Raw genomic sequence first — 14,835 nt, forward strand, 5'->3', positions numbered from 1 at the left:
AATCACCACCTGATTTTTATGATGATTAATATCTCAATTAAGATATATGAACAACATCAAAAACTCCATTAATTTGATGTTATAAATAGCTACGGAAATACCGCAAAACTTTTCCTACTTCATACTTACTTCAGGGGAAATGTAGTGATAACTCCGATAAAATTCCGAACCTTTTTCAGTAAGATCCAGCCTGCACAAATATTCGGATAAAAGCCCTTAGCGCCTTCATTACTTATCTTATTTAAATTCTAAATAAGAAGTTACTAAATCTATATTTAGCTCCTCACCAGGCGGTATTGCAACACCTATAACTCTTATATCACAGGGCTTAACAGGAATATTAGTCTCAAGAGACCAGATGCCTTTTCCCGTCTCATTTTTAGGCAACTTGGGAAGCCAGGAATTTAAATACACTGTTGAAGATCCACATGGAGCATTATTTTCACCACCTCTCTCTTCCCTCCAAAAAGGATTGGGATCACCCTTGACAGAAGCGTTATTAAATTTATTAACAAAACTATCCGCGTCAATCCTTATTTGCAACTGGACACCTATTTTACCCATATTAGCTGCAGGTCCCATTGCATATTTAAGTGATATATTAGGATCCGTGGAGTACTTCATTAATCCATACGCATCAGAACTTAAAAAACCTTCATAACTTGCAGCACCAAGATGCCCTCTTCCTCCCATGGATGGATCTAAGCCTTTTGTCATAATACTTTCGAGATTATCCAGAAATGTACCATGTGTAAGGTAAATAAATTTACCATCAAAGATCGACATAGGTACCTTTATTAGGGGGTAAAACTGAGGAGCTAATGTTTCATTTTTTATATTAGAAATTGAGTTCGTTTCATTATTTTTAGCAGTATTAATTATACATTGATTGGAAGTATTGCTAATACTCCTTGATTTTTTCACGGAGAACTGAGATGGAAACATGACTGGATATCATTTTACTAATCCTCTGTGATTTGTCAATGATAAAAACGGCATAAAATTATTATTTCAGTACATTTAAAATGTCAACAACAAGGAAAAGTGCCGGGGGATTTCAGGGTGAAAAGCGTACTTAGCATTAAAAAATAAATTCCAAGCGTGCCTTTTGTTATAATTATTTTCTTATCAAACCATTTAACGGTTACGATTGTTATCATATATCCCCCCCCCGGAGTGGGCATTTGCTTATGATGCACATTTGTAAATATAAGGCACTGTATTTTGAACGTTATTTGTTGCAAAAAAGAAAATGACTATTTAAGTATAATAGCTCTAAATTTCAATCCGGGTCAACCACTGAAAAACAAAGGTTGAAATGTCAGTATTTTATCATATCAATACAACCGCATTTCACGCTTTAAAAACATCCCTTTGGCTAAACAAAGATAAATTATCCCATGCACTTAAATAACACAGCATATTGAAATAACAAGCATGCACGTCTTCTCAAGGGGGAAATAGTTTGTAAACATACAGGCACTGCTCCATTCTTATATTTCATACAGTTTTCCCAAACCTCAAATTTTTCACCACCCCCTTGTTTGTGAGATAACCAATTGATCATTCTCGCTATATTAAGGGAAGTTGCTGACGATATTTTTCCGAACTGACAACAGGGGCCGCCCCAAAAAGCTGCAGCCCTGTCACATCGCAGCCGGGAAGGCTATGACTGGGGCTGCCTTTTCCTGATTACTCCGCTAATACGGGTTAGCTGCTATTAGTCATCATATCAACGCGCCCTGTTTTCAGCTAACCGCTCCCCTGACACCTCTTCTGTCAGCTGACGGTAAATCTCCGTTTCTATCTCCTCCATTACACGCACTCCGGCCTCCCTTTCCGCATCCCCATCACCGCTCAGATCCAGCGCCGAAAGCCGCTCTGCCAGCCGCTGAGGATATTTCCTCTCCAGCATCTCATACTTCTTCTCCTCCGCCCGCGCCCAGCGCTCTGCTTCCGTTCGTTTCAGTACTGCATGCCACGGAGACCACCGCGCAAACCACTCCGCAAATTCTCTCTCCTCACGGCTGAGGACGCGCACAAGCGCGCTACTCAGGTCATCCTCTGTCACTCCGGATACCCCGTAGAACCGCATTTCACGCACCGCGGTGCTGAGCTCCAGTTTCTCCGCCAGCATCGTCTGGAAAGCAAGACTGACTTCTATCTCATCCACAAAATGCAGCGTTCTGACTTTCTCCCGGGCTATTTCTTCCAGCACTTCCAGACGGTACATTTCACGGCCAAGGCTGAGCAGTCCTGTCAGGTCGCTGTCGAATTCCCCTTCCGAAGCCTGATGAACACGGTACGTTTTCTGCAGGTTATTCCACGTCAGGGCCACACGGTCTTCACAGCTCCGCGTCGCATCGGCGGCAACGGCAAAACACTGCTGGCGGAGTGCTTCAGACATGCTGAGTTTTTCCAGAAATTCACTCACCTGCTGAGCGAATCCCGGGGCATTGCGTGCCGTCACTGTGTCTGCAAGACGGTCGAGGAAGGCGGAGAAGGTGGCTGCGTTCTCTTCGTCTGTAAATGCCGCCCATCTCTGGGATACCTCAGACCGGAGGGACTCCGGGAACCATGCAGCCACGGCTTCAGGGAGGGAACGGACTGGCGTATGCTGCTGCCCGTCGCTCATGGAAAAGTGGATCTGGGGGCCATGGTAGTCCGGGGAGGACATCAGTTGTTGCAGAGACTGCAGGGTACGGCCTGACAAAGGGTTGCTTTCAAGGTCGACAAGGCTGATTTCATTGAGACCAGTGATGCTTTCCGGAATATGAGTGATCTGATTATTACGAAGCCAGAATATTCTCCTCCCTTGATTATTTTCTGCTGGGAAATCTGGCAGTATTTCCAGATGATTTACACTCGCATCAATTTTTTTCAGTGATGCAGGCAATTCGGGTAGAGTGGTCAGGTGATTAAAGTGGACATTAATATGTTCCAGTGATTCAGGCAGGCCTGGGAGTCTGGCCAGCAGATTAAAGGACGCATTAAAGCTTCTTAGTGATATCGGTAATTCAGGTAGCTCTGTCAGATGATTCTGGCATATATCAATTTTTTCCAGCGATGCGGGTAATTTAGGGAGAGCCGACAGACGATTATGATCGACATTAAGAGATTTCAGCAATTCAGGTAGACCTGGAAGTACTGCCAGTTGGTTATAGCTTGTACGTAAAGTTTCCAGCGATACAGGTAACTCGGGAATAGTGGTCAGCTCATTATGAGCTACATCAAGAGATTTCAGTGACTCAGATAGTCTGGGGAGACCTGTCAAGTGATTATGGCTTGCACTAAGGTTTTTCAGCGATGCGGGGAGTTCAGGGAGCTTTGTCAGTTTGTTATAACTCGTATCTAAAGTCACCAGCAATGCAGGTAATTCAGGAATAGTGAGCAGACGATTATTACATACATTAAGACATTCCAGAGATTCAGGAAGTCTGGGGAGTTCTGTCAGTTGATTATGGTTAGAATTAAGAGTTTCCAGCGATGCAGGTAATTCAGGAAGGACTGACAGATAATTATCTGTCACATCAAGTTTTTTGAGTGATAGCGGCAGTTCGGGGAGAGTCACTATCTTATTCCTGTTAATATGAATTTCTTCAAGAGATAATGGCAACTCAGGAAGCGTGGACAAACGATTATTACTCACACAAAGGACTTTTAATGTTCCCGGAAGTTCAGGAAGCATCGTCAGTTTATTAGCATTGACCTCGAGCCTTTCAAGGGAATGAGGTAGCAGCGGCAACGATGTTAACGCATTATTATCAATATTGAGTGAAATTACATGATGAGGTAATATAGGAAGTGATGTCAAACCTAACCAGGATAAGTCCAGCGAACATTCATTATTCTCCAGACATAGTTTTAGCTGGGAAAGAGCGACTTCCTTGTTTTCTCCCGGTACGGTAATTTCAGCCCATTCTGTCCATTCAGAAATATACTGTTTATGGAGGGAAGATTCCGATATCGACTCGGTGCAAAAAATGTTTGCTGCTGATGCATAAGGTGTTTGTATGGGAAGCATTGTAACCTCGATAAAATTAAAATTCCACCTGCATAGAAAGCGGCTCTGATCCCCCTCCAAAGAATACCCATAACAAATGCCTGCCTATTATGATTAAGTTTAAACACAATCAAAATAAGGCAATATCTGCTGTCTTCCCTTCATAGGAATGGGTGCTCAGGTAAGGGTAAAAATATTTTTTATTATATGAAATACGCAATACCAAAACTTTAAAAAAACGATTCAAAAGAAATATCACGTGCTTGTTGATATACATCAGAGAACAAATAACAGTGCCACCATCAGCCAGGAACACATTACCGCGGGAAGAAGAGGATAACCCACTGTTCGCGATAGAGTGTTTATACCAGCCAAAGGTGGCTAATTTTATCTGTTGTACAGGCTATGCCTAACCCGCCTTTATGTAAAGGAAGAATTAACTTCTCTTTCTTTTAGGAAGGTATTTCTTCGGTAGGAATTTATTATGTTCCAATGCAATATATTTAACATCTGGAATATATTCCGAAAGCAATTTTTCACTTTCTCTTAAAATCTCATAGTCATTAACAAACTTCGCATACGTTCGTATGCTCAATAATAAACGTTGTACACTATTTGAACTATAACGTTGTTCATCAATACCTAATAGTATCAAGGCACTAAGCAGCCGACTTTTTTTATTCTTCATAATAATGATGGATGTTATTTAATCTACTATTCGAAATAGCATTACTATATTATTTTAACAATTAACATCATATAAAAGCTGACGCAAAAATTTATAGGTCATCTGGTGTTTTTTCGAGAACCAACTCTAAAGCACATCGATATGCATCCTTCCGCACAGCACAACACTCGGAGGATATTTTTCTCAACAAAATGGAAATGACATCTTTGTTGTTAACAAACGATAATGATTTAGCCACTTCATTGGCAGCAGTGTTAATTATTGATGATTCAATTTCAAAAATTGAGGGATCAATACCAATTGTCTGACAAAAATTCACTCTCATGCAAAGCATACCTTCTAGCTGTTAATGTGTATTTTCAACTTGCTCAAGCCAAATAATAAGGCGCAAAACCTCATCCAAGTGCTCAAGATCAACAAAACTATATTTAGAATGTGTTTTATAAAGCTTCCTTGCCAGCCTAATATCACGTATAACAGGAACACCAACTTCTGTTGCATATTTTTTTGCAGCCAACGCACACTGATTAGTTTCTACAACAGAAATAAAAGGGGCCGGTGCGATTTTAGGGTTAAAATAGATACCTATAGCTATATGCGTAGGGTTCATAACTAACATTTTAGAACTACGTATATCGGACTTTGTTTGTTCTGAAAGGATTTCAAAGTGTAGTTCACGCCTTCTAGCCTTTGTTTCGAAATGACCTTCTTGCTCTATAAACTCCCTTTTTATTTCCTGCTTGTCCATCATCATATCTTTGATATATAAAAGAAACTCAACAACAAAATCTAAAACCAAAATAATGATAGCAAAGCCAAGGAAAAAGAATATTAAGTCCTTAAAAAGGGTACCCCATATAACATATAAGCCGTTGATTTCAGAAAAAACCTGTAAAAAAACCAACTTGCGATTCTGAAGCCAGAAAAGATATACTGTTGCAGAAAGAACAACCAAGAGAAAAACACTCTTAAATAACTCTTTTAAGGTTTTTATACTAAATATTTTCTTGAATCCTTTAACAGGATTCAAGACACTAAAATCAATTTTAATGGCCTTCGTCGCTAGCACAAACTTGGTTTGTAAGAGTGTAGGCAAAATAGCGGCCATGATACAAAAAAATAAAACAAACCCTATAACCTTGAAGAAAACAAATAAAGCAGCACGAAAAAATACACCTTCGTTGACATCAAAACCATTATATACAACATACCGATACAACTGCATTACATCATTTAAAGAAAAATATGACGTAATCGTAAATGTACCCACTAAAAGGATAACAACTGTTGTTAAATCTTTAAATTTGAAGGATTGCCCTTTTTTCGCAGCATCCTTAAGTTTTTTTTGCGTTGGCTTCTCTGTTTTATTTGCCATATTATCATTATCGCAATAACGAATTTATAAAAAAGCTTCTTTCACCAATGAAACTCTGAACCTTTGGGATATAAACTGCAGAAAAACAGATAAAGACAATAAACATAGCTAACATACTTTTTATTGTCAACGATACTGAAAAAGCATTCATTTGTGGCGCAAACCGTGATAACACACCAAGTAAAACTTCTGAAAGTAATAACACAATCATAATTGGGCTGGCAAGAATAACAGCCTGGGTTACCAATAATCTTAAATAATCCAGTATATTGGAAATGCTAAAGATGCACTGAGAAAACAGTGGACACATTTCGTAAGAGAGCTTAACAGACTCTAAAATAAAAGCCATACCTCCACAATATATAAAAATAGCAGCTGAGAAAAGATTCAAATACTTCGCTAATTCTGATGTATCGACACCATTTGCAGGATCAATTGAACTACTGAGAGTAGCTCCTCGCTGGTTATCAATAATGCTACCAATAGCATGAAAAATGAAAAAAGGAAGAGATAGCGTGAAGGCAAGAAGTAGTCCAATAATTACCTCTTTGAGCAAATAAATATATATCTCATCAATATTAAAAGCATCAACATTGATGCTATCTGAAATCAGGAGTCCCCCGGCCACAAGAAAAATCAAAGGAAGTCTAATAGCACCGGTTATCACTCCATTATTAAAAAAAGGCAAGAAAAAAAATAATGGCGCTAACCTAACGAAAATACAAATAAGGAAAAGTATAAAAATGTGAATATTTTCAAAACTTGAAATATCCATTATGCGCCACTCTTTATCAACGACATAACTTCATGGCAAAAGGATAGCAAGACCTCTCCATACCAGCCAGAAAGTAGAAGCAGAGAAATAGAAACACCGATTAGCTTTATACCAAACGGGAGAGTCTGCTCTTGTAATTGCGTTACTGTTTGCAACAATCCGATTGTAAGACCTATAATTGTAGCAATGCCAACGGGCCATAAAGAGAAAATAAGGATAAGGTACAGTGCCTTATTACCAACATATACAATATCAGACACAAAAACCTCTTTTCTAAGAAATAACTGTCATATACTGTTCAATTAAAGCCTTCGACAAGAGTCCCCAACCATCAAGAGCAACAAATAAAACTAACTTAACAGGAACGGATATAGTTATAGGACTCATCATCATCATACCAAGAGCAAGCAATATACTGGATATAACAAGATCAACCACTATAAATGGCAAATATAAGTAAAAACCTATTTTAAATGCATCCTTAATTTCACTAAGCGCATATGCGGGCAAAAGGGAAAATATAGAGTATTCTCTTTCATCATTATCTTTAGAAGATTCATTGTGCTCCTCATATTTTTGGAAAAAGCGAGCCAGATCTAAGTCAGTATGTTTTTTTAAATATTGCTTATATTCTGTAAGCCCTGACTCAGAAAAGGTAATAACATCAGAAATCGAATCAAATTTCCGAGAACTATTAATATAATTTGAGTAACCAGCCTCAATAACTGGCTTCATCACAAATAAAGCCATAATCAATGCAATGCCATTCAATGTCATATTTGAAGGGACTTGCTGCAAACCTAATGCATTTCTAACCATTACAAAAACAATAGAAAATTTGATATAACAAGTTCCTGCAGCAATCAAAAATGGTAATAATGTAAAGAATGAAAGAGTAGCTATAAGCGGCACATCACTCAGCATGAACAGTCTCCTTTACCATCCATGATGTAACTTCAATACCGTAGCCATTTTCTATCGATACAAGCTCACCGCGTCCAACTAAAGAACCATTAACTTTTATCTTCACTTCCTGAACTACATTTTCTGGTAATTTAAAAACTTCATCACCAACATATCTTTTAAGATCATTCAATGTCATTCTTTTTTCAGCGAGAAGAAACTCAACCTTAACGTTTATATCGTCATATTCCAACAATTTAACTGGGGATAATGTATCCTGAGATTCAGCTATTTCATCTGAATCACTATGAATATTCATTTGGACTTCATTATTATCATTCACAATATAGTCTCCTATGTTCTCTTGGTTGCATAAAATTAAATTGCAAAGTGTTTGAACAATTATAATATCTCCAATTGATATCTTTTTTAAAGATTCCAAACTGAGATATGAAGAACCTAAACTAAACTCAACGGTATGAAATAACGAATTAAGTTCAACAGATGCACGTGACAATGGCATTTGATTAATAAAAACAAAACCTACTTCCGATTCGAAACAGCAAAAACGTTTTCCCTCAAGAGAGGGAACTTCATCTTCTGATAAGCAAAATGATATGTCACTAGATAATTCTGGTATAATAAGCATATCAATTAATTCACTAAAAATACTTTTTGAAAGCCTTAACAGTGAATCTTTTTTAGCAAATTTAGAAAATTCTGGATATAAATTTTTCAACCATGAAAACGTATCAATATAGATAATCCAATGACCATCGGTAGATGACAAGGACATAACCCCTTCTTTCGGAGGAGGAGCTACGTAAGTTTCAATATTGAAACGATGAGATAACTGTTTAGCATATAACTTTTGTAAATTTTCATGTAGATCGAATTTTCGAAGTTTTAGCATTCTTCTTCACTCTGCTCATCATTTGCTGAACGATTGTTATTTCCTTTGTTTTCTTGGCGACTATCAAAGAGATAATTTCCATCAGAATCCTTTCCTAATAATGATTCTAATTTACTATCAACATAATTGTCAGAAGGTTTCAGAAGAAATCCAGTTGAATCCATTGATATATTTATATAATGCCCCCCACCCCATTGTTTAAAATGGTAAGTCATTTCTCCATTATTAGGCGATAAAGTTTTAGTATTTTCTGGGCTTGGTTCATTTCTAAGGTTCAAGTTTTGCTTGTCTGTCTCAATGTTCTTCTTTGCTAAATGTAATTCAATTGCTTTACTTTCTCCTGTGCTAAGTAATGGAGAGTTCCCCCCACCGATCTTATCAAAAAGCTCATCATTACCAGTATTTTCACTACTCTTCAGAAGATTGTTTAAATTAGAATAACTGACAAGATTATTTAAAGGAGCTTTATCACATGTCTGTTTATAATTCTTAGAATTTATATCTTCAGGCTGCGGAGAGGTGTCAACACCTGTCTTTTTGTCTATAATTTCAACACTGGAATTTTGTTCTGCACTCTTAATAAGACTCATCATACCATATGATGACTTAGTAGCAGACCGCGTACCATTAAACTCCTGAGAATAACCAGATAAGATGGTACCTTCCCGAAGGTTAGGCTGTTTATTATTAGCTGAAAGATTAAAGCAGATTTCATTAGGAAGAGTCTCAGGCGCCCTATCATGAGAAAAAAAATGATATATTAATGAATTGTACTGTGGAATATCAATTTTTTTCTTTTTTTTCAAAATATCATATTCAACAGTCTTATATATTACTTCATCTAAACCTTCATCTGCATATTGTACATCTCCATAAAACAAATTAACACTTTCTAACGCCATGTCTTATATCCTCCAATAATATATCATCGAACATCAATTGTCTGGTATAATGCGCCCTTTTAATATGAACTATACGCTTAGATATTTTGCATTCTTTATGGAGAAATTCATTTTTTAAGGTGACAAACTCATTGATTTCATTTTGTACCTTTTCAATTTCATTTCTCAAAATGAGAATCTCAGATTGAGAATGCAAAATATGTTTCTTTATTACACCAATCTTACGTTTCAAGTCGAAAAGCTGATTAACACTAGTGAGCCCACAGGGCTGTGTTTCTTGTTCAATTTGTTCAAAGTATGTCACTTTTTTTTCTAAAGCATCGACCTCAGCACATAGTCTACTTTTTTTTTTGGCATACTGATATCTTAGTTTCAATTGATATTATTGAACGTTGATATTTATCTCTTATCTTTAGAGCCTTATCCAAGTGCTTCATTTATAAGTTCCATTGTCTGATCATATGAGAAGCCAATTTGATAATCCTGTTTTAAAAATTTATCGACTTCTGCCATTTTATTATAAACATAATCTTGTTTAGCATTTTCTCCGGGTTTGTACTCTCCGAAGTCAATGATCGTCTTCAATTCTTCTATTTCATTTAGCAAAAGTCTAAATTTTGATGCAATCTCACGATGTTCAGCACTCACCACCTGATTAAAAACACGACTTATACTTTTTAATGGATCTATCGCTGGAAAATGCCCTTTTTGTGCCAGATTACGACTTAAATAAATATGTCCATCTAAAATCGATCTAACTTCTTCTGCTAATGGGTCCGCAAAATCCTCATCCTCCATAAGAACTGTATAAAATGCTGTTATTGATCCCCCTGATTTAAGTTTACCAGGCCGCTCAAGAAGCCGAGGTAAACTATCAAAAACAGATACAGGATAGCCTCTTCTGGCTGGAACTTCTCCAGCAGCTAGAGCTACATCACGAAGGGCACGTGCATATCTTGTTAATGAATCGATGAAGAGTGCAACCTTATATCCTTCAGATCTGAAAAACTCCGCAATAGTAGTTGAAATATAAGCCGCGTTACAACGATCGACCGAAGAATAATCGGAAGTCGCATAAACAAGAACGCATTTATTACCTTTCGGTGAATTTCTAAGATAATCAACGATTTCTGTCACCTCCCTTCCTCGTTCACCAATTAACCCGATGACACAAATATCTGCATCACTATGTTCAATCAGCATATTCATCAAGAAGGTTTTACCACAACCAGCCGAAGCAAAGATTCCCATTCGTTGACCTTCGCCACAAGTGAGCAATGAATCGATGACTTTAACTCCAGAACAGAACTGATCCTCTATCACCGCTCTCTCGTTGTATAAAGGGGGAGAAGCATCAACTGGCCGATGAAGAATTTCTTTATAGTCAGTACATAAAAACCTGTCGGTGACCTCCCCTAAAGGATTAACCACAGCGCCTAATAAACCGTGGCCAACTTGCGAATGTAAAAAATGAGCTGTCGGTTTAATTAAAGTTCTTCGTGATAATCCACGTGAATTGCCAATAAGGCTTAGTATAGTTTTTTCATCATGAAATCCTACAACCTGAGCTCTTGCTATGACTTCGTTACTGTCAATACTAGCACGAATGTTACAAATCTCTCCAATTGAAATATCCTGGAGACGAGCCTCAAGGATAGGCCCTGATATCTTATTTGGATATGAAAGCGGCGTAAGAAATCTTATTTGCTTCATCAATTATAAAGCTCCATTTAAAATCTCCATACGCTGATAAAACTCATGCATAACTTCAGCGAAAACAATCCCATCGTGAACAAAATCATCCTTAATAACTACTCTTAGTTGCAAGAACTCATCAGAGCGATGCATTTCTACAATCTCATTAATACTATATGGAAATGCCTGTAACATCAAATTCAAGATATTATATGCAGAAGACTGAAGCTGATGATCGCTTGGATGGTCAAAATTAGCCCACAACCAGACAGAGCTATCCACCATTGCTATATTAATAGCTGGCATGTCATCTAGCGATATTGTAATTGCTGAATGACTATCAAGGTCTGAAATAATACCAGGAGGACATCCAATTGCAAAAAGACTATCTCGAATCAATTGAACCAAATCAATATTACTCATAATCAACCTCATTAAATAGTTTTAATAACATTAACGGAATATACTTCATCTATTTCTGCATAAGAAATAACAGCTAAATTTCTAAATCTATTGTCAATTAGCCTTTTCACAAATCGCCGGATATCAACAGATACTAATAAAACAAAATCTTTTTGCTCTCTCCTTAATTCACTTAAGGCATGTGCCAGTGTCTCCATTATCTCATCTGAAACTTCAATGTCCATGTTTAAGAAAGCTCCTCCAGAAGTTTGTCTGACTCCCTTTCTTATAGCATCTTCAATGTAACTTGATAGCATAACCGCCTTTATTTCTCCGGCAACCGCTATTTTGCTACAAATATACCTTGATAGAGATGAACGAACATGTTCAACCAAAGTAATCACGTCTTTCTCTCTCGGAGCCCAAAGTGCAAGAGATTCCATAACAAGTTTTAAGTTTCTAACAGAAATACACTCTGCCAATAACCTCTGTAACACTTCAGAAATTCGTTGTATTGTCACATGGCGAAGTACCTCTTTAACAAGATCAGGATATCTATTTTCAAACTGATCTATCATATTCTTAGTTTCTTGTATTCCGAAAAATTCATTTATATTGTGTAACAAGCTAAGGGACAACTGATGATAAAATTCATCTTGTGAACTTTTCACTTTAACATCAATATTAGCAAGTTTTTCTGTAAATAAAACATCAATCCACGAGATTTCTCTATCATCATATACAGATGTAGTTACAGGTATATCCAAAGCTTGGACATCACTATTCTTATCCGTTATGCAAAATTTATTGAAGTAGATATTATAACTATCAGCCCTGACTTCATTAATCAAAAGAAGAATTTCATTTTCTTTAAGATCATTATTTACCCTATGGAGAATAGTCGGTAAGCGCACGCCATAATCGATAAAGAACTGACTTCTTACACGTTCAATTAAATTGTCTAAATCATTACCTTTAGTAGCATCTTCAGAAAAAAGCAATATCAATGGAACCGTTTCTGAACTAATAGAATCCAAGTTTTCTATCATTGCCAAAGACGAATCCTGAGAATTATCCACATCAAATGAACCACTAAAATTAGCCCCATCAGGTACAGTTGATGAGTCTTTATTTACAATGATTCTTTTGTAATAAAATAATGTTGTTAATGTAATAGCTATTAAGAAAAAAACAAAAAAAGGAAATCCAGGCAACATGCCAATTGCTAAGGCCAAGACAGATGTCACTATTAAAACAAATGGATTTCCAAAAATCTGGGACATAATATTACGTCCCATATTATCACTCTCACCATTAACTCTGGTTACGATAAAACCAGCACTTATTGATATTAATAATGCAGGTATCTGAGAGACTAAACCGTCACCTATAGTTAATATTGTATAAGTTGATAACGCACCTGAAACCGACATTCCATGCTGGCTCATGCCAACAGAAATCCCCCCAATTAGGTTAACAAAAATAATGATGATACCCGCTATCGCATCTCCTTTAATAAATTTCATAGCCCCATCAAATGAACCATAGAGTTGGCTTTCACGCTCCAGAACGCTACGCCGTTCTTTGGCACCTGCCGCATCAATGATCCCTGCTTTCAGATCGGCATCAATGCTCATTTGTTTGCCTGGCATACCATCAAGCGAAAAACGAGCAGCCACTTCAGCAACCCTTTCTGACCCTTTCGTAATAACAATAAACTGCACAACTGTTACAATAGAAAATATTACAAACCCCACAGCCAAGCTTTCGCCTATCACGAACTGGCCAAACGTTGTTATTATTTCCCCAGCATCTGCATCCACTAAAATGAGTCTGCTTGTACTAATTGATAAAGCAAGTCTAAATAGCGTCGTTATAAGTAATACTGAGGGAAAGGTTGAAAAACTTAGGATTCTATCAATATAGAATGATCCCATAAAAACAAGAATTGCCAGGACTATATTAAGTCCAATCAAAAAATCAACAAGATATGTGGGTAACGGTATGATTAACATCGCGATAATCATGACCATAAGCACTAGAATTATTAGCTCTGGTTTTGTACTTACATTTTTTAAAAATGTCTGGATCACTTGCTTGTCCTTTTAACGTGAAAATTCTTTCTTATATGAGCTAGTAACAAGATCTCTCAGAATATCTAGGGCCATATTTCTTTCATTTTCATTGGTAAATATATCATGTGGACTGTCGCTTATCGAAGATAAATACGTTTGGAACAGAACAGAAGGCTTATAATCACCTTTAGAGTGTTCTGCTACAGAAGTAAGAATATTTTCACTCTCTGCTGGATATTGAAAAATATACAATAACGAAAGCAGCAAATGTTCTGCATTCATCCCACCATCTTTTAGAAGACTTGATGAATCTAATCGCTTCATAAATATGATGTCTGAAGTGCGAAGCATCTTAATAGAGAGTAACTTTGATAAAACGACGCCAAACTCGTTGGAATTACAGCTAGGTTGGACAGAATCCATATCAACAATCAAAGACTGTTCCACAAAATTGACTATTGTATGTCTGTTATCAAAACCAAAGTTACCTAACCATTCCAGGTACTGATTTGCGGAAGATTTATCCTCAAGAACAAAACCACGATAACATGCGCGTAACATCTGTGGTTCAAGCTTCATTTTACTGCCAAATAACTTAGCCTGTATCGCTGAGTTTATTCCTGCATTAATGAATTTCTCATTACCAGATGTAATTTCATTAACAAATGATGTTAATGCATCAATCTGATCTATTGAAAGATTTTTCTCGCTCAACAATTCCCGTAATACGAGAACCTGGTCACTTGGGTCTTTGAAATGCCTCTTAAGTTCCTCTATAAAAGACCTATCAAGAGGGAGCTTATTTTTCAAAGACTGTTTTAAACTAAAAAGAAGCTGAGCGATCTCATCATCTTCACCTTCGAGGATACGCTCTTGCCCTTCGCTATTTGCCCCCTTCATCTTTTCAAGTTCTCTTCTATTTCTGAAAGAAGAAAGGATTGCAGCCATGTCATCTGCAGCATCAATAAATTTACTGCTGGCTAAACCAGAATCGACTTCAGCATCAGCTACATCGTCTCCAGCTGCAGACTCAGCCGTTGTTGATGCGAGCGACTTATTAATGAGTGATGAACTAAAAACACTTGTATTTTTTATATCAAGCAT

13 protein-coding genes and 1 pseudogene are annotated in these 14,835 nt (G+C 37.0%); all 14 read right to left on the reverse strand.

Annotated elements, in window-relative coordinates; all coding sequences use genetic code 11:
• Positions 1 to 237: 237 nt before the first annotated feature.
• On the reverse strand, positions 238 to 945 hold the full coding sequence (locus tag C1192_RS24155) for a hypothetical protein (protein WP_038355913.1): 708 nt from the start codon (positions 943 to 945) through the stop codon (positions 238 to 240).
• Positions 946 to 1,732: 787 nt separating this feature from the next.
• Positions 1,733 to 3,016: pseudogene (locus tag C1192_RS26250) on the reverse strand (NEL-type E3 ubiquitin ligase domain-containing protein); the annotation flags it as partial.
• 1,766 nt (positions 3,017 to 4,782) lie between these two features.
• Entirely contained in the window at positions 4,783 to 5,025 is a 243-nt protein-coding gene (locus tag C1192_RS24165; protein WP_103194832.1) for a biofilm development regulator YmgB/AriR family protein, read from the reverse strand.
• 12 nt (positions 5,026 to 5,037) lie between these two features.
• A complete protein-coding gene (locus tag C1192_RS24170) occupies positions 5,038 to 6,066 on the reverse strand; it encodes an EscU/YscU/HrcU family type III secretion system export apparatus switch protein (protein ID WP_038355821.1) in 1,029 nt (342 codons plus the stop codon).
• 7 nt (positions 6,067 to 6,073) lie between these two features.
• A complete protein-coding gene (sctT, locus tag C1192_RS24175) occupies positions 6,074 to 6,841 on the reverse strand; it encodes a type III secretion system export apparatus subunit SctT (protein WP_038355822.1) in 768 nt (255 codons plus the stop codon).
• Positions 6,841 to 7,101: a type III secretion system export apparatus protein SpaQ gene (spaQ, locus tag C1192_RS24180; RefSeq protein WP_038355823.1), complete on the reverse strand. Its 261-nt coding sequence runs from the start codon at positions 7,099 to 7,101 to the stop codon at positions 6,841 to 6,843. Before spaQ ends, sctT begins: the two co-directional genes overlap by 1 nt.
• Positions 7,102 to 7,114: 13 nt before the next feature.
• Positions 7,115 to 7,765, reverse strand: coding sequence for an EscR/YscR/HrcR family type III secretion system export apparatus protein (locus C1192_RS24185; RefSeq protein WP_038355824.1), 651 nt, complete (start codon positions 7,763 to 7,765; stop codon positions 7,115 to 7,117).
• Complete coding sequence (locus C1192_RS25240) at positions 7,755 to 8,657, reverse strand: FliM/FliN family flagellar motor switch protein (protein WP_038355825.1); 903 nt, start codon at positions 8,655 to 8,657, stop codon at positions 7,755 to 7,757. Before C1192_RS25240 ends, C1192_RS24185 begins: the two co-directional genes overlap by 11 nt.
• The gene (locus C1192_RS24195; protein WP_038355826.1) at positions 8,651 to 9,559 is read right to left on the reverse strand and encodes a SpaN/EivJ family type III secretion system needle length determinant; all 909 of its coding nucleotides are present in this window, start codon (positions 9,557 to 9,559) and stop codon (positions 8,651 to 8,653) included. The genes C1192_RS25240 and C1192_RS24195 overlap by 7 nt, the downstream gene beginning before the upstream one ends.
• A complete protein-coding gene (locus C1192_RS26255; protein WP_038355851.1) occupies positions 9,540 to 9,863 on the reverse strand; it encodes a hypothetical protein in 324 nt (107 codons plus the stop codon). The genes C1192_RS24195 and C1192_RS26255 overlap by 20 nt, the downstream gene beginning before the upstream one ends.
• Positions 9,864 to 9,979: 116 nt before the next feature.
• A complete protein-coding gene (gene sctN, locus C1192_RS24205) occupies positions 9,980 to 11,272 on the reverse strand; it encodes a type III secretion system ATPase SctN (protein ID WP_038355827.1) in 1,293 nt (430 codons plus the stop codon).
• A 3-nt stretch (positions 11,273 to 11,275) separates the two neighbouring features.
• Positions 11,276 to 11,677, reverse strand: a complete 402-nt coding sequence (locus tag C1192_RS24210; protein WP_038355852.1) for an InvB/SpaK family type III secretion system chaperone — start codon at positions 11,675 to 11,677, stop codon at positions 11,276 to 11,278.
• An 11-nt stretch (positions 11,678 to 11,688) separates the two neighbouring features.
• Positions 11,689 to 13,749, reverse strand: a complete 2,061-nt coding sequence (locus tag C1192_RS24215) for an EscV/YscV/HrcV family type III secretion system export apparatus protein (protein WP_038355828.1) — start codon at positions 13,747 to 13,749, stop codon at positions 11,689 to 11,691.
• Positions 13,750 to 13,761: 12 nt separating this feature from the next.
• Positions 13,762 to 14,835 (reverse strand): type III secretion system gatekeeper subunit SctW, encoded by a 1,074-nt coding sequence (gene sctW / locus C1192_RS24220; protein WP_038355829.1) that lies wholly within the window; start codon positions 14,833 to 14,835, stop codon positions 13,762 to 13,764.

The organism is Escherichia marmotae, from assembly GCF_002900365.1.
Taxonomy (GTDB): Bacteria; Pseudomonadota; Gammaproteobacteria; order Enterobacterales; family Enterobacteriaceae; genus Escherichia; species Escherichia marmotae.

What these genes read in the sequence shown, in the direction of transcription:
- C1192_RS24155 (WP_038355913.1), bottom strand. Translation starts at nt 945, where the DNA reads ATGTTTCCATCTCAGTTCTCCGTGAAAAAATCAAGGAGTATTAGCAAT.
- C1192_RS24165 (WP_103194832.1), bottom strand. Translation starts at nt 5,025, where the DNA reads ATGCTTTGCATGAGAGTGAATTTTTGTCAGACAATTGGTATTGATCCC.
- C1192_RS24170 (WP_038355821.1), bottom strand. Translation starts at nt 6,066, where the DNA reads ATGGCAAATAAAACAGAGAAGCCAACGCAAAAAAAACTTAAGGATGCT.
- sctT (WP_038355822.1), bottom strand. Translation starts at nt 6,841, where the DNA reads ATGGATATTTCAAGTTTTGAAAATATTCACATTTTTATACTTTTCCTT.
- C1192_RS24185 (WP_038355824.1), bottom strand. Translation starts at nt 7,765, where the DNA reads ATGCTGAGTGATGTGCCGCTTATAGCTACTCTTTCATTCTTTACATTA.
- C1192_RS25240 (WP_038355825.1), bottom strand. Translation starts at nt 8,657, where the DNA reads ATGCTAAAACTTCGAAAATTCGATCTACATGAAAATTTACAAAAGTTA.
- C1192_RS24195 (WP_038355826.1), bottom strand. Translation starts at nt 9,559, where the DNA reads ATGGCGTTAGAAAGTGTTAATTTGTTTTATGGAGATGTACAATATGCA.
- sctN (WP_038355827.1), bottom strand. Translation starts at nt 11,272, where the DNA reads ATGAAGCAAATAAGATTTCTTACGCCGCTTTCATATCCAAATAAGATA.
- C1192_RS24210 (WP_038355852.1), bottom strand. Translation starts at nt 11,677, where the DNA reads ATGAGTAATATTGATTTGGTTCAATTGATTCGAGATAGTCTTTTTGCA.
- sctW (WP_038355829.1), bottom strand. Translation starts at nt 14,835, where the DNA reads ATGCTTGATATAAAAAATACAAGTGTTTTTAGTTCATCACTCATTAAT.